At 65.9% G+C, this 22,267-nt stretch carries 23 protein-coding genes and 2 riboswitches; of the genes, 12 read left to right on the forward strand and 11 right to left on the reverse strand.

What is annotated here, in order from left to right; all coding sequences use genetic code 11:
* Positions 1-6: 6 nt before the first annotated feature.
* Positions 7-804: a methyltransferase domain-containing protein gene (locus GC088_RS12930; RefSeq protein WP_323959403.1), complete on the forward strand. Its 798-nt coding sequence runs from the start codon at positions 7-9 to the stop codon at positions 802-804.
* A 79-nt stretch (positions 805-883) separates the two neighbouring features.
* Positions 884-1,399 carry a low molecular weight protein-tyrosine-phosphatase gene (locus GC088_RS12935; RefSeq protein WP_323959404.1) on the forward strand — a complete coding sequence of 172 codons (516 nt, stop codon included), beginning with the start codon at positions 884-886 and terminating at the stop codon, positions 1,397-1,399.
* Positions 1,400-1,429: 30 nt separating this feature from the next.
* Here the strand turns inward: GC088_RS12935 and GC088_RS12940 are convergent, their stop codons facing one another.
* Entirely contained in the window at positions 1,430-2,152 is a 723-nt protein-coding gene (locus GC088_RS12940; protein ID WP_323959405.1) for a TetR/AcrR family transcriptional regulator, read from the reverse strand.
* 129 nt (positions 2,153-2,281) lie between these two features.
* Here GC088_RS12940 and GC088_RS12945 point away from each other — a divergent pair, with 129 nt between their 5' ends.
* The 9 genes from GC088_RS12945 to GC088_RS12985 all read left to right on the forward strand — a co-directional run bounded on the left by GC088_RS12945 (position 2,282) and on the right by GC088_RS12985 (position 11,597).
* On the forward strand, positions 2,282-3,106 hold the full coding sequence (locus tag GC088_RS12945; protein WP_323959406.1) for an NAD-dependent epimerase/dehydratase family protein: 825 nt from the start codon (positions 2,282-2,284) through the stop codon (positions 3,104-3,106).
* Entirely contained in the window at positions 3,103-3,720 is a 618-nt protein-coding gene (locus GC088_RS12950; protein ID WP_323959407.1) for a LysE family transporter, read from the forward strand. Before GC088_RS12945 ends, GC088_RS12950 begins: the two co-directional genes overlap by 4 nt.
* A gap of 20 nt (positions 3,721-3,740) precedes the next feature.
* Complete coding sequence (locus GC088_RS12955) at positions 3,741-5,783, forward strand: chorismate-binding protein (RefSeq protein WP_323959408.1); 2,043 nt, start codon at positions 3,741-3,743, stop codon at positions 5,781-5,783.
* Between the two features lie 87 nt (positions 5,784-5,870).
* Positions 5,871-6,152: a hypothetical protein gene (locus tag GC088_RS12960; protein WP_323959409.1), complete on the forward strand. Its 282-nt coding sequence runs from the start codon at positions 5,871-5,873 to the stop codon at positions 6,150-6,152.
* A 28-nt stretch (positions 6,153-6,180) separates the two neighbouring features.
* Positions 6,181-7,038 (forward strand): aminodeoxychorismate lyase, encoded by an 858-nt coding sequence (locus tag GC088_RS12965; protein ID WP_323959410.1) that lies wholly within the window; start codon positions 6,181-6,183, stop codon positions 7,036-7,038.
* A gap of 89 nt (positions 7,039-7,127) precedes the next feature.
* Positions 7,128-7,249, forward strand: a riboswitch (SAM riboswitch).
* A 6-nt stretch (positions 7,250-7,255) separates the two neighbouring features.
* On the forward strand, positions 7,256-7,711 hold the full coding sequence (locus GC088_RS12970) for a rhodanese-like domain-containing protein (protein WP_323959411.1): 456 nt from the start codon (positions 7,256-7,258) through the stop codon (positions 7,709-7,711).
* Positions 7,698-8,984, forward strand: a complete 1,287-nt coding sequence (locus tag GC088_RS12975; RefSeq protein WP_416377465.1) for an O-succinylhomoserine sulfhydrylase — start codon at positions 7,698-7,700, stop codon at positions 8,982-8,984. The genes GC088_RS12970 and GC088_RS12975 overlap by 14 nt, the downstream gene beginning before the upstream one ends.
* Positions 8,985-9,179: 195 nt before the next feature.
* A complete protein-coding gene (locus tag GC088_RS12980) occupies positions 9,180-10,784 on the forward strand; it encodes a multicopper oxidase family protein (protein WP_323959412.1) in 1,605 nt (534 codons plus the stop codon).
* 225 nt (positions 10,785-11,009) lie between these two features.
* Positions 11,010-11,597, forward strand: a complete 588-nt coding sequence (locus GC088_RS12985) for a COG4315 family predicted lipoprotein (RefSeq protein WP_323959413.1) — start codon at positions 11,010-11,012, stop codon at positions 11,595-11,597.
* Positions 11,598-11,701: 104 nt separating this feature from the next.
* On the opposite strand, the gene GC088_RS12990 is transcribed toward GC088_RS12985, so the two are convergent.
* The 4 genes from GC088_RS12990 to GC088_RS13005 all read right to left on the reverse strand — a co-directional run bounded on the left by GC088_RS12990 (position 11,702) and on the right by GC088_RS13005 (position 15,276).
* Entirely contained in the window at positions 11,702-12,214 is a 513-nt protein-coding gene (locus GC088_RS12990; protein WP_323959414.1) for a sigma-70 family RNA polymerase sigma factor, read from the reverse strand.
* A gap of 167 nt (positions 12,215-12,381) precedes the next feature.
* Positions 12,382-13,179, reverse strand: coding sequence for an energy-coupling factor transporter transmembrane component T family protein (locus GC088_RS12995; protein WP_323959415.1), 798 nt, complete (start codon positions 13,177-13,179; stop codon positions 12,382-12,384).
* The gene (locus GC088_RS13000; protein WP_323959416.1) at positions 13,176-14,666 is read right to left on the reverse strand and encodes an ABC transporter ATP-binding protein; all 1,491 of its coding nucleotides are present in this window, start codon (positions 14,664-14,666) and stop codon (positions 13,176-13,178) included. The genes GC088_RS12995 and GC088_RS13000 overlap by 4 nt, the downstream gene beginning before the upstream one ends.
* 1 nt (position 14,667) lies before the next feature.
* Entirely contained in the window at positions 14,668-15,276 is a 609-nt protein-coding gene (locus GC088_RS13005; protein ID WP_323959417.1) for an ECF transporter S component, read from the reverse strand.
* Positions 15,277-15,329: 53 nt separating this feature from the next.
* Positions 15,330-15,445: riboswitch (TPP riboswitch) on the reverse strand.
* A 114-nt stretch (positions 15,446-15,559) separates the two neighbouring features.
* Here GC088_RS13005 and GC088_RS13010 point away from each other — a divergent pair.
* The gene (locus GC088_RS13010; protein ID WP_323959418.1) at positions 15,560-15,820 is read left to right on the forward strand and encodes a DUF4235 domain-containing protein; all 261 of its coding nucleotides are present in this window, start codon (positions 15,560-15,562) and stop codon (positions 15,818-15,820) included.
* Between the two features lie 2 nt (positions 15,821-15,822).
* On the opposite strand, the gene mnhG is transcribed toward GC088_RS13010, so the two are convergent.
* Genes mnhG through GC088_RS13040 form a run of 6 tightly spaced genes read right to left on the reverse strand, consistent with a single transcriptional unit; the run spans position 15,823 to position 22,200 of the window.
* Positions 15,823-16,206: a monovalent cation/H(+) antiporter subunit G gene (gene mnhG / locus GC088_RS13015; RefSeq protein WP_323959419.1), complete on the reverse strand. Its 384-nt coding sequence runs from the start codon at positions 16,204-16,206 to the stop codon at positions 15,823-15,825.
* Positions 16,207-16,213: 7 nt separating this feature from the next.
* The gene (locus GC088_RS13020) at positions 16,214-16,486 is read right to left on the reverse strand and encodes an MrpF/PhaF family protein (protein ID WP_323959420.1); all 273 of its coding nucleotides are present in this window, start codon (positions 16,484-16,486) and stop codon (positions 16,214-16,216) included.
* Entirely contained in the window at positions 16,483-17,085 is a 603-nt protein-coding gene (locus GC088_RS13025; RefSeq protein WP_323959421.1) for a Na+/H+ antiporter subunit E, read from the reverse strand. The genes GC088_RS13020 and GC088_RS13025 overlap by 4 nt, the downstream gene beginning before the upstream one ends.
* A complete protein-coding gene (locus tag GC088_RS13030) occupies positions 17,082-18,725 on the reverse strand; it encodes a Na+/H+ antiporter subunit D (RefSeq protein WP_323959422.1) in 1,644 nt (547 codons plus the stop codon). Before GC088_RS13030 ends, GC088_RS13025 begins: the two co-directional genes overlap by 4 nt.
* Positions 18,725-19,207, reverse strand: coding sequence for a Na(+)/H(+) antiporter subunit C (locus GC088_RS13035; protein ID WP_323959423.1), 483 nt, complete (start codon positions 19,205-19,207; stop codon positions 18,725-18,727). Before GC088_RS13035 ends, GC088_RS13030 begins: the two co-directional genes overlap by 1 nt.
* Entirely contained in the window at positions 19,204-22,200 is a 2,997-nt protein-coding gene (locus tag GC088_RS13040) for a Na+/H+ antiporter subunit A (protein ID WP_323959424.1), read from the reverse strand. The genes GC088_RS13035 and GC088_RS13040 overlap by 4 nt, the downstream gene beginning before the upstream one ends.
* Between the last annotated feature and the right edge of the window lie 67 nt (positions 22,201-22,267).

The following is a 22,267-nucleotide window of genomic DNA, read 5'->3' on the forward strand; positions in this document are numbered from 1 at the left end:
GTGACCATGAGGAACGAGGTCTATTCCCACGGTCATCACCCCAGCGTGACCAGCGCGCACGCCACCCGCCGTGCAGCAGATTCGGCTGCCTACCTCCTTGAACATTTGAAGTCCGGGATGGACCTGCTCGACGTCGGATGCGGGCCGGGCAGCATCACCGCAGACTTCGCGGAACTGCTGGACCCAGGCCAGGTCATCGGCATGGACCGCTCGCCTGATGTGGTGGCCCTCGCCCAGCAGACCTACGCGGACGTGGAGAACCTCTCCTTCCGCACCGGCAACGTCTATGACCTCGACCTCGAGGATGAGTCGGTGGACGTAGTTCATGCGCACCAGGTGCTGCAGCACCTCACCGATCCCGTTGCCGCCCTCCGCGAGATGCGCCGCGTGACCCGCCCCGGCGGGATCATCGCAGTCCGGGACGGTGACTTCCACGCCATGACCTGGTACCCGCCGACGCCGGAACTGGATGAATGGATGGAGACCTACCAGCAGTTGGCGCGGAGCAACCATGCCGAGCCCGACGCCGGCCGTCACCTGCTTGCGTGGGCACACGAAGCGGGCCTGACCGACATTGAACCCTCGTCGTCGAACTGGCTGTATGCCACGGAGGACCGGCGGCGCTGGCACGCGGAGGCCTGGGCTGAGCGGGTGCTGACGTCCGCCTTCGCTGAGCAGACGCTCGAGCGCGGGTTGGCGGATCAGGCCGCGTTGGAGCGCATGGCGGCAGGCTGGCGGCGCTGGGGCGAGTCCCCGGACGGATGGTTCCTGATCCCGTCGGGCGAACTCATCATTCACGTCTAGCCTGCGCCCGATTCTGCAAAGATCGGTCAATTCGGCAAGCCCCCTGCGTCTGCCCGAACTGAGAATCTACGATTGAGTCATGTACCGGATTGTCACTGTCTGCACCGGCAATATCTGCCGCTCCCCGATGGCCGAGATCATGCTGACCCGCGCTTTCGAGGAGGCCGGACTTGGCAACGAGGTCCAGGTGGACTCCGCCGGAACCACCGGCTGGGAGATCGGCAACCCGATCGATGAGCGGGCAGCAGCCAAGCTCACCGAGCTCGGGCTCGAGAGTGAGACTCACCGGGCCCGGCGCTTCGAGCCCGCCTGGTATGCCGAACGGGACCTCATCCTTGCCCTGGACGTGGACCATTATGAGGACCTGCGCATTGAAGCTCCGGACGCCGACAGCCGGGGAAGGGTGCGCATGCTGCGGGAGTTCGACCCGGCCACCACAGGCACCCCTGTCTCCGAGCTGGGAATCTATGATCCCTGGTACGGCGACAGCGCCGACTTCGAAGCCACCTGGCAGATGATTCACAACGCAGTTCCCGGCATTGTCCAGTACGTGCAGGAGGAACTCGCCCGCGGCCATGCTTCCGCGGACGGGTAGTCCAAGCCCGGCGAGGCGGAGCGAGCAGAGCTAACCGCCCAGGCCCACCATCCCCTGCAAGAGTGTCAGGTACTGCTCAAACAGCTGTTCGGGATCGCCGAACGTGTTCTGGCCGTACTGCCCGAACACCTCGAAACTGATGGCGCCGAACAGCGACGCCCAGACCAGTGTTCCGCGCACGACCAGATCGTCGTCGGTCTCCAGGTGCATCTCGTTCCGGATCCGCTCGAGGTCCGCGGCCAGGGGCGTATCGGCAGCAACGCCGTTTGACGCAGCGGGTAAGGGGCGGCTGATGGCCCCGGCGCGGTAGGCGTCGTCGTAGATCCTCACCAGCGCGCGGATCACGCGCGTTCCCGGTTCCGTTGTCTGCTCCGCCGGCGCCCGGTAGCCCGGCACCGGACTGCCGAAGATCAGCGCATAGCGAGCCGGCTCACGCACCGCCCAGCCTCGCGCGGCTCGTGCCAGCGCCCGAAACCGCCCGGCGTAATTCTCCTCTGGTACGGATTCGACGGCGCGGTTCACCTCATCCCCCAGTTCGGAGTACGCATCCACCACCAGGAGCGTCAGCAGGTCATCCCGGCTCTTTACGTACCGGTACACAGCCGAGGACACCAGCCCGAGATCCCTTGCAATAGCCCGCAAGGACAGCGCCGCCGCGCCGTGTGCGGCCAGGTGCTCACGCCCCAGCCGGGTGATGTCGTCGATGGTCTGGGCGCGGGCACGCTGGCGCGGTGTGCGCACGCTATCAGTCATGAAGATCATCCTCGAGCAGTTCGAGAGCAGCGTCAACTTCAGAGAGCACTGCTCTTGACAACCATGCTCGCCGGGCGCAATCCTTTTGCGAGAGCAGTGCTCTTTAAACGACCTATCAAGGAGCGGAAGATGGAAGAGTTTTACGTTGTAACGGGCGCAGGGCCGGTCGGTTGGACCGTGGCGGAGCAGTTGGCGCTGGCAGGCAATCAGGTTCGCGTTCTCACCCGGTCCGGCAGCGGACCGGATCTCCCCAACATCGAGCGGATCCGCGCGGATGCTTCGGATACTGAGCAGATGACCCGCCTCATCTCGCGATCCTCCGCCGTCTTCCACTGCATCCACGGTTCGTCCTACACCCACAAGGCATGGCAATCCGAGCTTCCCCGCGCGGAGAAGGTGGTGCTGGAGGCAGCTGGCCAGACGGACGCCGTCGTCGTTTTCCCGGAGAGCCTCTACTCCTACAGCCGGCCGGACCAGGCGATGACGGAGAATTCACCCCGCGCTGCTGCGGGCGGCAAGCGCGGCGTGCGCACGGAACTTCTTGCACAGCGCCGGGACTCGGACACTCCTACGCTGAGCGTGGTGGCGGCGATGATTACAGCTGCGGGACGGACCGACGTCTGGAACTCGGTCCTCCACGCCCCGACGGCCGCCGCACCTACGTTCCGCACACTGGTTAAGGAGCTGTCGCGGGCAGCGGGAGTGCAGGACGTGCCGGTGCGACCGATCCCCGGTTGGCTGGTCCGGACGCTCGGCGCAGTACCGGGGGACATGCGAGAACTGGCCGAAATGCTCTACCAGTTCGAGCAGCCTTTCGTCATGGATTCTTCAACCAGTGAGGACCTCCTTGGCCTGCGCCCCACTCCCCTTGCCGAAGGAGCGGCGGCAACGGCGGCTTGGTGGCGGGAAGGAGAGCCGAAGAAGCCCGTGCCCGCCACTAAGATTGTTCAGTGACCCTTTCGCTTTGGTTGGCGCTGGTCGGCGCCCAGGCCCTGATCAGCTTCACTCCCGGAGCGGGCGCCGTTAACACCATGAGCAATTCGCTCACCGTGGGCTTCCGCCGTTCGCTGTGGGGCATTCTCGGGCAGCAGGCGGCACTCCTGGTCCACATCGCGGTGGTGGCCGCGGGAGTTGGACTGCTGGTAGCCGGTTCGCCGCTGGCTTTCAACGCCATCCGCTACCTGGGAGCCGCCTATCTGGTCTACCTCGGCATCCGGAAGTTCCTTGAGCGACCGGTCCCCGCGGAGGAAGCCGCAGCGCTTCAGGCCGAGGGCGCCGCGTCCATGTTCCGCCGGGGCCTGTGGGTAAACCTGCTCAATCCCAAGGCGATCGTCTTCTTCCTCGCGTTCATCCCGCAGTTCATCCGTCCCGAGCAGGAATTGCTGGGACAGTACGGAGTGCTGGCGGGCACCGTCGTCGTCATCGATGTGCTGGTGATGTGGCTGTTCTTCGCCGCTGCCGCCCGCTCCTTCAGCCGCTTCACCAGCGGCCCGCGCGGGCAGCGCATCCTCAACCGTGTGTTCGGGTCCCTCTTCGTGGCGGTCGGCGCGCTGCTCGCGTTCGCCTGATCCGCCGCCGAAAGCTGCCCATGGCCTCCAAGTCCGCCCACGCCGTCGTTCCGCTCATCATTGCCGTGGACGGCCGCTCCGGCGCGGGCAAGACCACGCTCGCCGTGGAACTGGCCGCACTCCTGCGCCAGCACCACACCGTGAGCCTGTTCCACCTCGAGGACATTTACCCGGGGTGGGACGGGCTTGCCGGCGGCATGGAGCGCTACGTGCGGTCCGTGCTGACGCCGCTCGCCGCCGGCTCTCCCGCCGCCTGGACTGCGTGGGACTGGACAGCCGACGACGACGGCGAAACCCGGACCACGCTGCCCGCGGACATTGTGGTGGTGGAGGGGGTCGGTGCGGCCTGCGCAGCGGCGCGCGAACTGGTGGACGTCGTCGTCTGGATCGAGGCCGACGAGAACCTGCGGCGCACGAGCGCGCTGGAACGCGACGGTGACACCTACGCTCCGTTCTGGCAGCGGTGGTCGGACCAGGAGGAGCGGTGGCTGGCGTCGGACAACCCCGCCGAGGACGCCGACCTCCTGGTGCAGGGGCATCGCGGAAGTTCCGTGCCGGAGCAACTGCGGCTTGCGCTGACCGGGCTTCCCCAATGCGAGTCACTGATGTCGATGGAGCGTGCCGCCCGCCGCGGCCTGACCCTGCAGGTCGAGACCCTGGAGCGCTACCCGGACGCGGCCGGTGTCTTCCAGGGTCTCTACGGGGGGTCCGCCTCCGCGGCATGGCTGGACAGTTCCGCCGCCGAGGATCCGCAGGGACGCAGCCGGTTCTCCATCCTGGCCGACGACGGCGGCCGGTTCGGCCAGCTCGCACAGCACACCGCGGGTATCACCGAGGTCCAGGCAGGCGCGGTCACCGCACGGATCGCCGGTCCCTTCTTCCGCTGGCTCGACGGTGTGTGGGGCAGGCGCGCGGTGCGCCGGCCGGCGTCCTACCCTGGCCCTTTCGCCCTCGGCTGGCTGGGATACCTGGGCTACGAGCTCAAGCGCGAGACCGGCGGGCGGACTGAAGCAGCCGGCAGTATCCCGGACGCCTCGCTCCTGTTTGCGGGCCGCGCCGTCGTACTCGACCGCGTTGAAGGGCGAACCCACCTCCTGACCCTGCGCGACGGGTCGAGCGACAACGACGCCGATGAGTGGCTGGAGCGGGCACGCGCCGTCGTGCTTTCACCCGCGGCCTCCCCCCGTCCGGCCAGGCCGCTTCCCGCGCCGCGCTTCGCCGTGCGCGATTCGCGGGAGGAGTACCTGGACAAGATCCGGGATGCCAAGGCGGAGATCACGGACGGCAACTCGTACGAGGTGTGCCTGACGACGGCTCTGACAGCGCGGCATGAGCAGCTGGACCCGTTCGCAGTCCACCTCATCCTTCGCGGTGCCAACCCGGCGCCCTTCGCCTCCTACTTCGCGTTCCCCGGGCTTGCCCTTGCCAGCACCTCGCCCGAACGGTTCCTGCAGCTCGACGCCGACGGCGGCATGCGGGCCGAACCGATCAAGGGCACCAGGCGCCGCTCGCCGGATCCGGACGAGGATGCTGCGCTCAAGGCGGATCTGGCCGGCAGCACCAAGGACCGAGCCGAAAACATCATGATCGTGGACCTGCTCCGCAACGACCTGTCACACCTTGCACTGCCGGGATCCGTGACGGTCAGCCGGCTCTGCGACATCGAAACCTACGCCACCGTGCACCAGATGGTCAGCACCATCGACGCCCGGCTGCGGCCCGGATCATCCCGCGCAGAGGCGGTTGCCGCTGCCTTCCCCGCCGGTTCCATGACCGGCGCCCCGAAAATCAGCACTATGGCCATCCTGGACCGGCTGGAGGGCGCGCCCCGCGGCATCTATTCGGGCGCGGCCGGCTACTTCTCCCTCGACGGGGCGGCGGACCTCGCCGTCGTCATCCGCTCGCTGGTGATGGAAGCCGACGACGGCGGGACCCGCCTTACGCTCGGCGTCGGAGGAGCCATCACGGCCGATTCCGACCCGGCAGACGAGTGGGAGGAAGTGCGCACCAAGGCGTTCGGCGTACTCTCCGCGCTGGGCACCAGTTTCCCGGACGAAGAGTAGGCCTGCCATTGCCCAGCTTGCTATTGGCTCCCCGGGGGCCGTGTGGAAGCATGATGGATGTCCATCGACCCAACGGAGGGAACAGCCATGACCAGCTCACCCGAGGAGAACACTCCGAATCTGGATGACGTTCAGGAACCGGACAACGAGTTCCTCCCGAACCGGATCTACCAGGGTCATGCCGGCGAGCCCGAGCGCCTCGACGATGACGCATTGGCCGCAGCAACCGAGCAGGAGCGCGTCGACGCCGGCCTGATCGACTACGCTCCCGACCAGGTTCCGGACGCAACAGACCCGCTTCCCGAGGGCAGCTCCGAGGAAGCCGACCGCGCCCAGCGCGGGCTGACGGAGGACCAGCCGGGAACCTGACACCGGGTGCGGGGCTACGCTTGAGCGCATGACCGCACTGGTATTCCTTGATCCCGCCCACCCAGAGGGCCGCGTAGCCGACCCCTCCCAGCCGCAGCTCAAGGTCACCAGCTCGGGCATCACGCGCGGTGACGGCATCTTCGAGACCATGCTCGCGGTGAAGGGGGCCCCCCGGAAGCTGCAGGCGCACCTGTCCCGGCTCGCGACGTCGGCCGAGGCCCTGGAACTGAAGGTGCCGCCGTCGGACGAGTGGGAGCGTGCCATTTCCACCGCGCTGCGGGAAGCGGACGACGACGGCGACCTGGTGGTCAAGCTCGTCGCAGTCCGCGACGGGGATGCCGGCAGCTCTGCCATCGCATGGGTCCTGGTGACGCCGCTGCCGCAGGGACTGCGGGGCCAGCGGCTGTCCGTCCTGCTCCTGGACCGGGGCTACGACAGCACCGTCGCCCAGCGGGCACCCTGGCTGCTCATGGGCGCAAAGACCCTCTCCTACGCAGTCAACATGGCGGCCCTCCGCCATGCCCGGTCACAGGGCGCCGATGATGTCATCTTCACCTCCTCGGACGGGAAGGTCCTCGAGGGCCCTACGTCCACTGTGCTCATCGCGCGCGTGATCAACGGCGTCAAGCACCTCATCACCCCACAACTGGAAACAGGCATCCTGCCGGGCACTTCACAGGGCGCGCTGTTCGAGGCAGCGCGTGATGCCGGGTGGGAACTGGGGTACGGTCCGCTGGTCCCCGAGGACCTGTTCAACGCCGACGGCGCGTGGCTCATCTCAAGCGTCCGGCTGCTCGCAGAAATCGGATCGATTGACGGGAAGCCGCTGACCATTTCGCCCGAGTTGTCCGCCGAACTGGGCGAGCTGGTGGAGTCCGTGTCCTGAGCTGCGCGTCATCGCCGGGTGCGCCGTCGTTACAGAAGGTTACGGCTCCGCGTGGCAGGCGGACGCAGCCGATGCTACGTTCAATCCGGAGTAACGAGCGCCAGCGCCAAGCCCTGACTTGCTGGCCGGCAACCCTCTTTTCACGGCGGGGTGCCTCAGGTGAATACTCGGCACACCGATCAATTGATCAGCACCGTGCACAGCGTGAGGAGAACCAGTGTCACAGCATTCAGCCATCCCTGCCCACCAGCCCGCTGAGGGCTACGCCGGAAACATCACGCCACGCGACGCCGTGGAACGGGTCAGCAAGGGCGCCGTACTGGTTGACGTGCGCACCGTTGAGGAGTGGCGCTCCGTCGGAGTGCCCGACCTTACCGACGCTGGCACTGCTCCCCTGTTCCTCGAGTGGAACCGCTCGGACGGAACCCGCAATACGTCCTTCCTCAACCAGCTCAACGCGTTGAAGGGACGCGAGCTGCTGTTCCTGTGCCGCTCGGGCGTCCGTTCTGTTGCGGCGGCGCAGAGTGCGGCTGCTGCCGGCCACACCGCCTACAACGTGCTGCACGGCTTCGAGGCCGACGGCGGGTGGCGCGCCAGCGGACTGGCCACCACCACGCACAGCGGACAGGCGGCTCCCGTGCCCGGCACGGACAGGACCGATGCAGGTGAGTGAGTCCACGCCGTCGTCGTTTGCGCCTGCCGGCAGCCGCGAACCGGTCGCCGGAAACGGCGGCTACCCCCGAATCCAGGGGCACGACGACGCCGGCTGGGGCGCCGACACGCTCGCCGTGCGCGGCGGGTTGGCGCGATCGAACTTCGAGGAGACCTCGGAGGCTTTGTTCCTCAACTCCGGTTTCGTGTACTCGTCAGCCGCGGCAGCCGAAGCGGCGTTCACCGGCGACGTGGACCGGTTTGTCTACTCCCGGTACGGCAACCCCACGGTCGCCATGTTTCAGGAGCGGCTCCGCCTGCTCGAGGGAGCCGAGGCGTGCTTCGCGACCGCGAGTGGAATGTCGGCGGTATTCACTGCGCTGGGCGCACTGCTTGCCGCCGGCGACCGGGTGGTCGCATCCCGCAGCCTGTTCGGCTCGTGCTTCGTCATCCTGAACGAAATCCTGCCCCGCTGGGGCGTCGAAACGGTGTTCGTGGACGGATGGGACCTTGCGCAGTGGGAGGAAGCCCTCCGGGTTCCCGCGACGGCCGTGTTCTTCGAATCCCCATCCAACCCGATGCAGGAGATCGTGGATATCCGCGCCGTGGTCAAGCTGGCCCACGCGGCCGGAGCACAGGTGGTAGTGGACAATGTCTTCGCTACCCCGCTGCTGCAGCGGTGCACCGAACTGGGTGCCGACGTCGTCGTCTATTCCGGAACCAAACACATGGACGGGCAGGGCCGTGTCCTTGGCGGCGCGATCCTGGGCCGCAAGGAATTCATCGAGGGTCCGGTGAAGACGCTGATGCGGCACACCGGCCCGGCGCTGTCCTCCTTCAACGCCTGGACGCTGCTGAAGGGACTCGAAACCCTGTCGCTGCGCGTCAACCACGCCTCAGCCTCGGCACTGACGCTGGCGCGCTGGCTCGAAGCGCAGCCCGGCGTGAACTGGGTGCGGTACCCCCTGCTCGAATCCCATCCGCAGTTTGATCTGGCGTCCGCGCAGATGTCCGCCGGCGGCACGGTAGTCACGTTCGAACTGGATGCTCCCGAAGGCGGGGCAAAGGACCGTGCGTTCCGGCTGCTCGACTCGCTGGCCATTATCGACATCTCCAACAACCTCGGCGACTCGAAGACTCTGATCACACACCCCGCCACCACCACGCACCGGGCAATGGGTCCGGAAGGCCGCGCGGCCATCGGGTTGTCCGACGGAGTGGTCCGGTTGTCAGTGGGACTCGAAGACGTCCAGGATCTCCAGACCGACCTCGGCAAGGCGCTCGCGGCGTCCTGATCTGCCCTTCCCACGGCCCCTGAAACGGCCGCCCGATTACCGGCTTCATGACGACCGTTTGTCCAAGGTTTTCCCAAGAGCGCAGGCGCACTCTTGGCACCGAGACACACATCGAGTTATAGATCTCGGCAGTCTGGAAACAGCCCGATGCGCGTCCCCCACCCAAAACTGCACCACTTGGAAGGGCGACTCGCCATGTCGATCACCAGACGTCAGCTTCTCTCCATGGGCGGATTCGGCGCGCTTGCCGCAGCCACCCTCACAGTTCCGGTCTCCACCATCAGCGCACAGGACGTGCCGGTCCTGGACGGTTCCAAACTCAAGCCCTACACCCAGGGCTTCAAGCGGCCGCCGTTCCTCGCGCCGTACAAGACCGATGTGAGCCCTGTGAATGGGCAACCGCGGAACTTTTACACGGTGACCCAGCAGTCCTCCACGGCCGAGATCGTTCCGGGGATGAAGACCCGCATCCTGGGCTACAACGGGATCTTCCCCGGCCCCACGATCAGCCTGGATAAGGGCACCGAGGCGGTGGTGACCATGCGTAATCAGCTGCCGGGAAAGCATCCAGACTTCGGGACCCCGTTGGCGACGTCAACGCATTTGCATGGTTCGGCGTCGTTGCCCCAGTACGACGGTTACGCATCGGACGTCACACTGCCCGGGTTCAAGAAGGACTACATCTACCCGAACATCCAGCCGGCCCGCACCCTCTGGTACCACGACCACGGCGTGCACTACACGGCGCAGAACGCCTACTCCGGGCTGGTGGCGATGTATCAGATTCACGACGCCGTGGAGAAGGCGCTCCTGCCGCAGGGCGAGTTTGATGTCCCGCTGATGGTCAGCGACATCCAGTTACGGGCCGACGGCAACGCCAACTACGACGACCACAGCCACAGCGGCCTGTGGGGCGACATCAACCTGGTCAACGGCGTGCCGTGGCCGGTGATGAAGGTCAAGCGGCGCATCTACCGGTTCCGTGTGCTGGTGTGCAGCATCTCCCGGTCCTACCGCCTCAAGCTCAGCACCGGTGACCCGATGACCATCGTTGCCACCGACGGCGGACTGATGCCCAAAGCGGTACCGGTAACCTCCTACCGGCACGCGAACGCGGAGCGTTACGAGATCCTGATCGACTTCTCCAAGTACCGGGCGGGGCAGCGGGTTGAGCTGCAGAACCTGTCGAACAAGAACAACATCGACTACGCCCACACCGGGCGCGTCATGGCTTTTGACGTGATCGATGAGGCGTTCGACCGCAACGATCCGACGGCGCTCACGATGCCAACCGTCCTCGCCGACAGCGTGCCGATGCAGTTGACTCCCAGCCAATCCAAAGCCACCAGGCGCATGCGGGTGGAACGCTCGAATGGTGAATGGAAGATCAACGATCGGAGCTGGGCGGACGTCATCGCCAGCAACTTCCAGCAGGTCTTCGCTAACCCCGGCCTGAACGATGTCGAGATCTGGGAGATTGAGAACAAGTCGGGCGGCTGGTTCCACCCCCTGCACATCCACCTGGTTGACTTCCGCATCCTCAGCCGAAACGGCCGGGCACCCTTCGCCTACGAGCAGGGCCCCAAGGACGTCATATACGTCGGAGAGAACGAGACCGTCCGTGCGATCATGAAGTTCGAACACCACAAGGGCCGCTACATGGTCCACTGCCACAACCTCCCGCACGAGGACCACGACATGATGGTCCAGTTCCGGGTGGGGCTCAAGGCCGGCGAAGCAGACCCCAACGACCCGATCAACGCCGCCCGTCCGGTTTGGGACACCCCGGCTCCGCAGTAGGTTTCGTCTCGCGTTCATCCGGCAGGACACACCCCTTTCGGCGCGCTATAAGGGGTGTGTCCTGCCGACTCAACGTTGAAGCTGGGATATCCCTGTGAGTTACCCGCGCCATTGAACCTTTCGCTGGTGTCTCTCCGTCTTCTCAGCAGAGGGGCCGAGCGGCCACTTCCATCCCCCGGGCGTCCAGGGGGTGATCACGGGAGGTAACACAATATGAGTAAAGCAATGCGCGTTCTATTCGCTGTCGTCGCCGCCTGTCTCCTGGCGCTGACCGGCTGTGGCGGTTCAGATACCCAGTCCGAGGACATCCCGGCAGGCCAGGAAACCGCGGCAGAAGCACCGCCCACGACTGGGGAAGCAACTGAAGGAGAGACTGGGGAAGCGACCGAGGGAACGACCGAGGAACCATCCGACGAGCCGACGGACGGTGAGACTGAGGCGGCCGGGAGCGGCGGCAAGGTCGGAACTCCGCTCGGTGTTGCCGAGACCGACCTCGGCGAAGTAGTAGTTGACGCTGAAGGCATGGTTCTCTATTACTTCACCCAGGACGAAGCCAACTCCGGCGTCAGCGCCTGCGAGGGCGGGTGCCTCGAAGCCTGGCCACCGGTCTTGACCGAGACCGAAGAGGTAGAGGCTGAAGGCGTCACCGGGGAGCTCGGAACAATTGAAACCCCCGACGGCCAACTTCAGGTCACCATCAACGGCATGCCCATCTACTACTACGCAGAAGATGAGGCACCGGGTGACACCAACGGCCAGGGTGTCAATGACGTCTGGTACGTCATCGGGCCGGACGGGACCATGATCCAGTAAGGCCTACCGATTCAGTAGGGCCTACCGATTCAGTAGCGCCTACCGATCCAGTAGGGCCGACAGATCCAGTAGCGATTGCCTCGGGCAGCCGGGCGGGGAACCGCCTAGCTGCCCGAGACTACATCCCGGGCGAGCAAGGCAGCCTTCAGCGAGCGCAGCGCATAGTGCAGGCGGGATTTGACCGTCCCTTCCGGGATGCCGAGGGCCCGGGAAATCTCCGCCGTCGTCTCGCCCTGGAAGTAGAAGTGCTGTAGCACGTCGCGGTGCTCCTGGGACAGGTCGTTGAGCGCATCGGAAACCAGCCAGGACGTCAGCAGTTGCTCCAGCTCGTCGGTAGAGGGAGTTTCGGGCAGCTCATCCATATCGAACTCATGGCGATGAAATGCGCTGCGAAACGAGTCCACGAGGGCATTCTTGGCAACTACGAACAGCCAGGCGCGGATCTCCAGATCACTGCGGACACGGATGTCCGGGTGTTCCCAGGCCCGCATCAGGGTCAATTGGACAACCTCGTCGACAAGGAAAGCATCCGAGGTAAGCCGGCGGACAAAACGCTGCAGGGCACGCAGATGCTTCTCGCTGATACTGCTGAGCCAGTCAGCCTGTCCGTCGCCCATCCTCGTCCCCCGCATTCGGCATCGCCAGAGACTATTGACGCGCCACGGGGTTGGAAAAAGGCTGTCCCCAGGCGCCATGTCTTCCCATGATGCACCTCCCTGGAGGAATTGGAAGGTCAAGAGTCCACAACGGTAGGGGCTGGAAATCCAGATCGGAACAGCGACGGCTAGCCCAACACGAAGTTCCAGGTTCCCGCCAGCACGGCCAGGGTCACGGCGAGCGCGGCGATCACCACTCCTCCCAGCGCAACGCCGATGTCAACGCGACTGAACGTGCTTTCCCGCGCCCAGGTCCGCTTGCCGGCCCCGAAACCGCGGGCCTCCATAGCGACCGCCAGGCGGGTGGCCCTGCGGATCGCCTGCACCATCAGCCCGAATGCCTGGCCGAGGAAGTTTCCGAGACGGGCTGCGGGATTACCTTCATGGCCAACGCCGCGGGCATGCCGTGCGAGTCCGAGGGTTCGCCATTCCTCGAAGAGCAGACCCACCAGCCGCATCCCCGCAAGGGCTCCCAACACAAACCGGTGAGGCGCGCGCAGCCGTTGCGCCAGCGCGTCCGCAAGGTCGGTGGGGTCGGTACTCGAAAGGAGAAACAGTCCGGGGAGCGCAATCGCCAGGGCGCGCAGCCCAATGGCAAGACCGGCGTTCACCGAATCCTCCGTGAAGAGAACCGGACCTGCCTCAAGCACCACGCGACCGGTCTTCTCTGCAAGCAGTGCCGTTCCATACGCACCGACCACCGCTGCAAGGACAAACGGCCAAGTCCGCACTAGCAGGCGCCGCACGCTGATGCCCAGCAGTGGCAGGAGCAGCAGCTCACAGACCAGCACGACGCCGGCGCTCACCCAGTCCACGCTGAGCATGACCACGATGGTGACCAGCGTCGCGGCGAACAGCTTGGAGAGCGGGTTGGCCCGTGGCAGCAGCCGCCCGGTGATTTCCGGATTCAGCACATCGACGCTCATGCCGCCGCTCCCACTCGGGCACCCGTGCCGTTGACGGCCAGGATCCTGCTTCCAAGAGCGGAGGTGAAGTCGCGATCATGTGTCACGGAAACCACGCAAGTGCCCGAGCTGATAAGTTCGGCGAGCAACCCGACCAGTTCCGCCCAGGTGTTGGCGTCCTGACCGAACGTGGGCTCGTCCAGAATCAGGAGGTCGGGTTGGGTCGCGAGCATCGTGGCAACGGACAGCCGCCGTTTCTCGCCTCCGGAGAGTGTGAAGGGGTTCGCTTTCAGCAGCCCGGTCAGTCGCAGCCGCTCCACGAGGGGGTCCACGCGCCGTCGTACCTCTTCCTCAGGCAGGCGGGCCACCCGGCGGGGGCCGAACTCAAGCTCCTCGACCACCGACGGCGTGAGGAATTGGTGCTCCGGCTCCTGGAAGACAGTGCCAATCCGGTCCACCAGATCGGCCGACTTCCACCGGTGCGGCCTGTTTCCGGCGCCGCGCGCCAGCGGCTCGAGCGCGCTCAGCTCGCCGCCGCGGGGCTGCAGCAGTCCTGCCAGGGTAAGTGCGAGCGTGGACTTCCCCGCTCCGTTGGGACCGAGCACGCTGAGGGACTCACCCCGGCGCAGGGTGAGGTCGACGCCGTCGAGCACTGCTGCCCCTCGCCGTCTACGCGCCACGGACAGGCCCGACGCCTGCAACAGGTCCTCGCTGTCGCCGGCGAGCCCGGACTGCGCGGCCGGGCCTGCCGTGGAGAGCGGGGAGTGCCCCGGGACCCAGACACCCGCCTCAATGAGGCGGGCCCGCGTTGCTTCCTGGTGCAGTACCACGCCCGGCTTTCCGTCGGCGAGGATGCCGCCGTCGGAATCAAGGACCACCACGCGGTCCACAACACCCGCCCACACGTCGACGCGGTGCTCCACCACCACCAGGGTGGCGGAAGTGCGGTCCAGCACGCGCACGACGGCGTCCCTCACCTCGAGGACGCCGGCCGGGTCGAGGTTCGCGGTTGGTTCGTCGAGGAGCAGCAAACCCGGCTGCATGGCCAGCACGGCTGCCAGCGCCAGCCGCTGCTTCTGCCCCCCGGAGAGGGCCGTGGTCGGATGGTTGAGGGGCACTTCGAGGCCGACGTCGCCAAGCGCCCGGTGGACCCGCGGCCAGATCTCATCCCGCGGCACCGCCAGGTTCTCGGCGCCGAACGCGACCTCGTCCCCCACGCGGGCCAGAACCAGCTGGGTGTCGGGATCCTGCAGGACAAGCCCGGAACGGCCGCGCGCGGCTGCCGGCCGCGCGCCGTCGACAGCCAGTTCGCCGGCCTGCTCACCCTCTTCCTGCTCGCCCAAGACGCCCGCCAGGCCATGCAGCAGTGTGGACTTGCCGGCACCGGAGGCACCCAGCAGCAGTACGCGCTCGCCCTCACCAATGGACAGGTCGACGTCGCGGACCGCCCAGCGCGAGCGCCCGGAGTGCCGCCAGCCCCAGCCCCGGGCGGTGACTGACACTCCCATGTCAGACGTCGGCGGTGCGGCCCGAAGCAAACGATGACAACGCGCCCGTCTTCGCCAGCCCGCGGGTGGCAAGCCAGGACAGCAGGCCTGCCAGCACGACGCCGGAAATTGCGGCGAAAACCCCGTACACCAGCTTGTAGTCGAGCGCCCAGGCGGCGTTGTACATGATGTTTTCGCTGATCGCGAGGGCAAGTCCGGCGCTCAGTCCCGCGAGGAGCGCAACGCCCAGGTTCCAGCGACGGTAGAGGAACAGGGCGAATACCAGTTCAGCACCGATCCCCTGGATGAGGCCGGAGAGGAGGACAGCGACGCCGAACTGGGTGCCGATCAGTGCGGATACGGCTGCCGCGACAACCTCGCAGTAGATGGCCGCGCCGGGCTTGCGGATGATGAGTCCGCCCAGCACGCCGGCGATGAGCCAACCGCCGGTGTAGAGCCCGGCCAGCGGCGGGTAGGCAGCGGTCACCGCGGCGATGCCGCTGTAACCAGCCGACCACGCGAAGAAGATGACGCCCACGGCGACGGAGATGACGGATGCGACGACGATATCGACGACGCGCCATTCGTACCGGCGCCGGCTTGTGGGCTGCGAAGACTGAGTTGCAGTCATGGGTGGGATCCTCCTGGATACAGGAGGGGAGGGCATACCGGCACGCCGCCGGCCGCCCTGAGAACTCGACTCCCTTCGCCGGTACTAGCCGGATCAGGTTCGAGGGTCTGCGGTGGTCCGCACTCTCAGCGCCCTCCACCAATGTGGATGCGCTCCCCTGTCGTTGTTTTGAGCGAAGTCCACTTTACACCCGGAAAGGGGGTAACCGGGACCTCGAGGTCGTTCCTTACGCGCTCGGTAACGCTAGGCTGGAAGCAAAGCTAAGCCGACTGAAGGAGGCGCCATGAATCTGATTTTCAAGCTGATGGGTGTGGGACTGGGCATCGGTGCGGGCCTCGTGAGCACGCAGCTGGTGGACTTCCTCTGGAAGCGCGTGACCGGCAACGAGCCCCCGAAGGACAAGGAGGGTCTGGAGAACAGCCTCCGTTCTGCACTGGCCTTCGCGATCATCTCCGGAAGCGTGAGCACCACCATCCGCGTTCTCACCAACCGCACCACGCAGCGGGCCATCCAGCGCTACGAGAACACCCGCCACCTCACCTAGGCTCAGCTATCGGATGCGCGGTCACCCTTCTCACGATGGCGGGTGGCCGCGTGTTCCACGACCTCGTTCAGGTCGTCCCTGCTGAGCAGGTCCTTGCGCAGGTGCTTGGTCCGGTAGCCTGCCCGGCCAACCATGTGGGCCGAGACCGGTGCCGTGAGGAGCTGAAAGATCCAGCAGACAATGAGAACCGGCACCAGCGCCCAGCTACGTAGCTCCACGGCGATCGCCAGCAGGAAAAGCAGCAGCCCCAGCACCTGCGGCTTGGTTGCCGCGTGCATCCGGCTCAGCAGGTCCGGAAAGCGCAAAAGCCCGACGGCGGCCGCGAGGGACATCAGCGCACCGCCCAGCAGCAGGGCGGCTGTCAGTCCGTTCAACAGAGCTTCCATGGCGACCTCACTTCTTGGCGTCCGTGACGAAGCGGGCAACTGTCACCGAAGCAATGAACCCGATCACCGAGATGGCCACCAGTATGGCCAGGTGGTTGGTGTGCCGATTCACCACCATGTCGACGGCGAGGGAGCCGCCCACGATGGCCAGCAGCACGTCCACTGCGAGAACGCGGTCAAGGATCGACGGCCCCTTCGCCACGCGGTAGATGGTGCAGAGGGCAGCGATCCCGAGGATCACCGCGATGATGCCCGCCGTGACTCCTGTTAGTACGCTCATTCCGCCTCCCTTCCGTTGCTGCTTTCGACTCCGCTGCCCTGGGCGCCCGCGGGGATGCCTTCCCGCTCCGCCTTGAGGAGTGCGAGGTCCTCGCGGGTGCCCATGATCCGGATGAGCCACTCCTCGGTGCGGAGGACCCCGCGCCGAATATTCGTGGCGTCGTCATCCGTTGCCACATTCAGGCAGTGGAGGTAGAGCGTGGAGGTGGAACGGTCCACTTCCACCACCAGGGATCCCGGGATGAGGGAGATCGCGTGGCCGGTGGCAGTGACCAGCAGGTCGGACGGGCTGCGGAGCTTCACCGCGACCACTGCATTCTTGAGCCGGGGCCCGCGGGTGAGCGCCAACCAGAAGACCTGGAGGCTTGCCAACACCAGTTCGTAGAGGAAGCGGCCTGCGAAGCCCGCCGCGTAGAGGACGTTGAACCGCCCGCTCAGTTCCACGGGCGGGAGGTACAGCAGGTTCGCCACCACAAACGCGATGAGAGCTCCGAAGAGCAGGTTGCCCGGGCTGAAGTCCTGCCACAGGGCTCCCCAGACCAGCACCAGCCAGATCAGCAGCGGCAGTTCCACCCGGAGTGGGATACGTTGTCTTGTCACGGCGCTACTCCTGCCGAAGTAGTTTGGGCCGCCGCCGTCGCGCCCTCGCCGAGGACGGCGTCGATGTAGGGGGTGCGCTCCAGCATCTGCTCGGCTGCCTGATCACTGAGGGAGAACAGCGGTCCCGCGAAGACGGTGAGCGAAACGCCCAGTGCCACCAGCCCCACCGTTGCCCCCACCATGGTGCGCGGAAGCAGGTTGACGGGCTTCCGGCCGGCGAAGCGCCCCTCGGTGTGCCCCACAACGCGTCCGGAGGTGCGGATGGCGGAGCCGTCCTCGCGCTGTGCGAGCAGGATGGGGTCCGGGTGGGTTGCGTCCTCCGGCCTGCGCCAGAAGGCGCGGTTCCAGACCCTCGCTATGACCAGCAGGGTGATCAGGCTGGTCAGCACGCCTCCACCTACCAGGACGTAGGCCACCGGCGTTGCCAGTTCCACGCCTGCCTGCAGCAGTCCGAGCTTTCCGAGGAAGCCCGAGAACGGCGGTATACCCGCCAGATTCATGCCCGGGACGAAGAACAGCATTGCCAGCAGGGGCGAGATCTTCGCCAGTCCGCCGAGCCGGTCCATGTTTGCGGTGCCTCCCCGCCGCTCGATGAGCCCGGTGACCAGGAACAGGCTGGTCTGCACGATGATGTGGTGGGCAACGTAATAGACGGCGGCAGCCAGGCCGACGACGGTGGACACCGCCAGCCCGAAGACCATGTAGCCGATGTGGCTGACAAGGGTGAAGGAGAGCATACGTTTGATGTCCGACTGGGCCAGGGCGCCCAGGATTCCGACGATCATGGTCAGCAGCGCCACCACCATCAGCAGCGTGTTGATGCGGTCGCCCGGGAAAAGCAGCGTCTCCACCCGCACCATCGCGTAGACGCCCACCTTGGTGAGCAGGCCCGCGAACACCGCGGTGACGGGGGCTGGAGCGGTCGGGTAGGAGTCGGGCAGCCAGAACGACAGCGGGAACACCGCAGCCTTGATCCCGAACGCAACCAGCAGCATCAGGTGCAGCATCATTTGTGTGGCGTGGTCGATGTCCGCCAGCTTCAGCGACAGGTCAGCCATGTTGATGGTGCCCGTGGCGGCGTAGATCATGCCGATGCTGATCAGGAACAGCATCGATGAGACCACGCTTACGACGACGTAGGTCACGCCTGCACGGATTCGCGGCGTGGTGCCGCCAAGGGTCATCAGCACGTAGCTCGCCGTCAGCAGGATCTCGAAGCCGACGTAGAGGTTGAACAGGTCGCCGGCCAGGAATGCGTTGGAAACCCCGGCCACCAGGATCAGGTAGGTGGGATGGAAGATGGAGATGGGCCCGTCTTCGTCTCCGTCCGTCATGCCCTGCCCCGTGGCGTAGATGAGCACGGCAAGGCTGACGGCGGAAGACACCACCAGCATCAGCGCGGAGAACTCGTCCACCACCATGGTGATGCCGAAGGGTGCGGCCCAGTTTCCGACAAACACGGCCGAGGCACCCTCGGTGCTTGCCTCCATCAGCAGCAGGACTTCGATCAGCAGGGTCACGCTCAACGTGGTGATGCTGACTGCCCGCTGTGACCGGGAATGGCGAATCAGGACGAAGGCCATGGCTGCGCCGAAGATCGGCAGCAGGACCGCCAGAGGCGCAAGATGTGCAACGTTCATCAGTCCCGACCTCCCTTCGACGTGATGCCCAGGCCCTGCGAACCGGGAGCTTCCTCTGCTTCTTCCTGTGGTGTGAATTCGGTGGTCTCGATAGGAATCTCTGCGTCGTCCTCTGCATCGAAGCTGCTCTGCGACGCCACCCGCCGGTCTTCGATGTCGTCCTGCACCTCGTCCTGGCGGCCGAGGACCCAGGAGCGATAGATGATGCCGAGCATGAAGGCGGTAACGGCGAATGAGATCACGATCGACGTCAGGATCAGGGCTTGCGGCAGCGGATCGTTGTATTCCTCGGCAGGAATAACCGACGCGTAGAGCGGAGCCCTTCCGGCAAAACCACCCGATGCCAGCAGCAGCATGTTGGCTCCGTTGGCCAACAGGATCAGGCCCAGCAGAACTCGGGTCAGGCTGCGTTCCAGCAGCAGGTAGATGCCGGCCGCGAAGAGTGCGCCCATGATGACGATCAGCGTGATGTTGACGCTCATCGGACAACCTCTTCTTCCGGTTCCGGGGCTTCGTCGATCATCGGGATGTTTGCGGCGGCGGAACCGTCCGTGCCATTGCCCGCACTGCGTTCATCGATCTCGGAGCCGAGGCTGCGGAGCACATCGAGCACCAGGCCCACGACCACCAGGTACACGCCGATGTCGAACATGGTGGAGGTTACGAACTTGATGTCGCCGAACACCGGCCAGGTGAACTCGATGATGGCGCTCTGGAACACCTCGCCGCCGAGGAAGACCGGGACGATCGCAGTCAGGGACGCCAGGGCGAGCCCCCCGCCCAGCAGGAGCCCGGCGCTGATCGGCGTGGCTTCGGCTAGCTCGAAACGTCCGCCCGCAAGATAGCGGATGGTGAGTGCCAGGCCTGCCAGCAGCCCTCCCGCGAAACCGCCGCCGGGCAGGTTGTGTCCCGCGAGAAGGAGGTAGATGGAGAAGACGATGATCGAGTGGAACAGCAGCCTGGTGACAACCTCGAAGATGATGGAACGCCGTTCGGGCGCCAGTGTGCGGCCCGCTACCAGCCACGCGTCCCGCGCGGAGGTGGCGAACTTCTTCGCCAGGGCAAGGGCCGCTGCCTCGCGGCCGTACTCGTTCATCGGTTCCCGGTAGCGGTCCACGCTGCCGCTCTTGACGCCGTCGGCACGTACGCGGGCATCGCCGCGTCCACGGATGAAGATCAGGCTGGCCACGCCGGTGGCGGCGATGGCGAGGACGCTGATCTCACCGAAGGTGTCCCACGCGCGGATGTCCACAAGGGTGACGTTGACAATGTTCGCCCCGCCGCCGTCGTTGTAGGCGAGCTCCGGGAAGCCCAGCGAAATGGGTTCCGCGACGCGGGAGGCCATCGCCGACATCGCGATCGCCGCCATCACCGCGCCGAAGGACAGGCCCAGCACCGCGCGCAGCAGCCGGTACTTCCGCCCGGGCTCGCGTTGCCAGAGGCGCGCGGGCAGCGAGCGCAGCGCCAGCACGAACGCGACCATCACGATCGTCTCGACGAGCAGTTGTGTCAGCGCCAGGTCGGGCGCGCCCTGCAGCGCGAAGATCAGCGCGATTCCGTATCCGGTAAGCCCCACCATGATGACGGCCATGAAGCGCTTGTTGGCGCGCAGCGCGCTGATGGCGGCCAGGATGATCACGACGCCGGCAATGAGCTGGGCGGGAGAGTCGGCCAGGTGCCACCTGTCAGGGGTGGGCGCGTCAAAGAGGACCAGCGCCGTCAGCGGCGTGATGATCGCCATGGACAGAATGACGAACAGGTAGAACACCAGCGAGCCTCGCTGGGTTCGTCCGGTGAGCCAGACGGCGACGTCGTCAAGCACGCCGATGGTCTTCCGGTAGGTCTGCTCCGCTTCAAGGCCGGAGTCGAGGCGGGTCTGCAGCTGTTCGAACCGCTCCCGCAGGAGGAAGAGCGCGACACCGCCGGCGATGGACAGCAGGGACAGGAACAGCGCGGGCGTGACGCCGTGCCAGAGCAGCAGGTGGGGAGCTTTCTCCTCCTGCGGGAACAGTGCAAGGTGCGGCTGGATCACGGCGTCCAGCGGCCCCGGCAGCAGGCCGAAGACCACGGATGCGACGGCCAGGAGGGCCGGCGCCAGCAGGAAGGTTGGCGCCTCCCGCTCGAACGGAGTGGGCTGTCCTGACTTGCGGGCGAAGCCGCCCCAGATGAAGCGGGCGCTGTAGGCGAAGGTCAGCATGGAGCCGAGCACGATGCCCACCAGTACGACGACGCCAAGCACGCCTTCTTCGGCATGGTGGACGAAGGCTTCGAGAACGGATTCCTTGGCCAGGAACCCGAACAGCGGCGGGACGCCGGCCATCGAAGCGGCAGCGAGCACGGCAACTGTTGCCAGCGCAGGCGCGGACCGTCCCACCCCGGACAGTTTCCGGATGTCACGGGTACCAGACTGGTGATCGATGATGCCAATCACCAGGAAGAGAGTGGCTTTGAAGAACCCGTGGGCCATCAGCAGGCCCAGTCCGGCGAGCGCAGCCTCCTGCCCGCCGAGTCCAACCACCATGGTGAGGAACCCGAGCTGGCTGACCGTTCCATAGGCGAGCAGCAGCTTCAGGTCGTGCTCCCTCAGCGCGTTCCAGCCGCCAAGGAGCATGGTGGCCAGACCGAAGCCAAGAACGATCGGCGCCCACAGCGGATGCTCGTAGAATCCGGGGGCGAAACGCGCCACAAGGTAGATGCCTGCCTTCACCATGGCTGCGGCGTGCAGGTAGGCGCTCACCGGCGTCGGCGCAGCCATGGCGCCGGGCAGCCAGAAGTGGAAGGGAACCAGTGCGGATTTGGAAAGGGCGCCGATCAGGATCAGCACCAGCGCGGTGCCGACCACCGGGCCGGTAAGCGTGCCTGCCTGCGCGAGGATTTCCGAGAGCCGGTAGGTCCCGGCAGTCTGCCCGAGGAGGATCAGTCCCACCAGCATCGCCAGGCCGCCGAGGGTTGTGATGATGAGCGCCTGCAGGGCGGCGCGCCGTGCGGAAAGACGGTGGCGGGAGTACCCGATCAAGAGGTAGGAAAGAACCGTTGTCAGTTCCCAGAAGATGAAGAGCAGAATCAGGTCATCAGCGATGACGAGGCCGAACATAGCACCGGCGAAGGCCAGAAGCTGGGCGCCGAAGGGGCCGATGTTCGGATCGTCCTGCTTGAAGTAGCGCGCGCAGTAGAAGAGCACGAGCGATCCCACGCCCAGGACGAGGATGCTGAGCACAGCGGAAAGCGCGTCCATTCGGAAGGCGAGCTCCAGCTGCAGCTCGGGAATCCAGGGAACAACGACGGACGGCGGCGCATTCGGTTCGCCCACGGCTGTTTGGTCGGCATCCAGGTAGCCGCGGAACGTGAGGAGGAGCCAGACGAACCCGGCGGCCGGAACAGCGGCCAGCAGATAGAAGACCGATCGGCCGAACCTGCGGAACATCGGTGGCGCTATTGTGGCCACCGCGAAAAGGGCGATGAGCACAATTAGCACGATGATCTCCTGATCTCTCTAGGCGAGACGGTCAGCTGACGGTCAAGGGCGTAAGTACATTCTATCG

The sequence above is a fragment of the Arthrobacter sp. JZ12 genome (assembly GCF_035189165.1).
Lineage (GTDB): Bacteria > Actinomycetota > Actinomycetes > Actinomycetales > Micrococcaceae > Arthrobacter_D.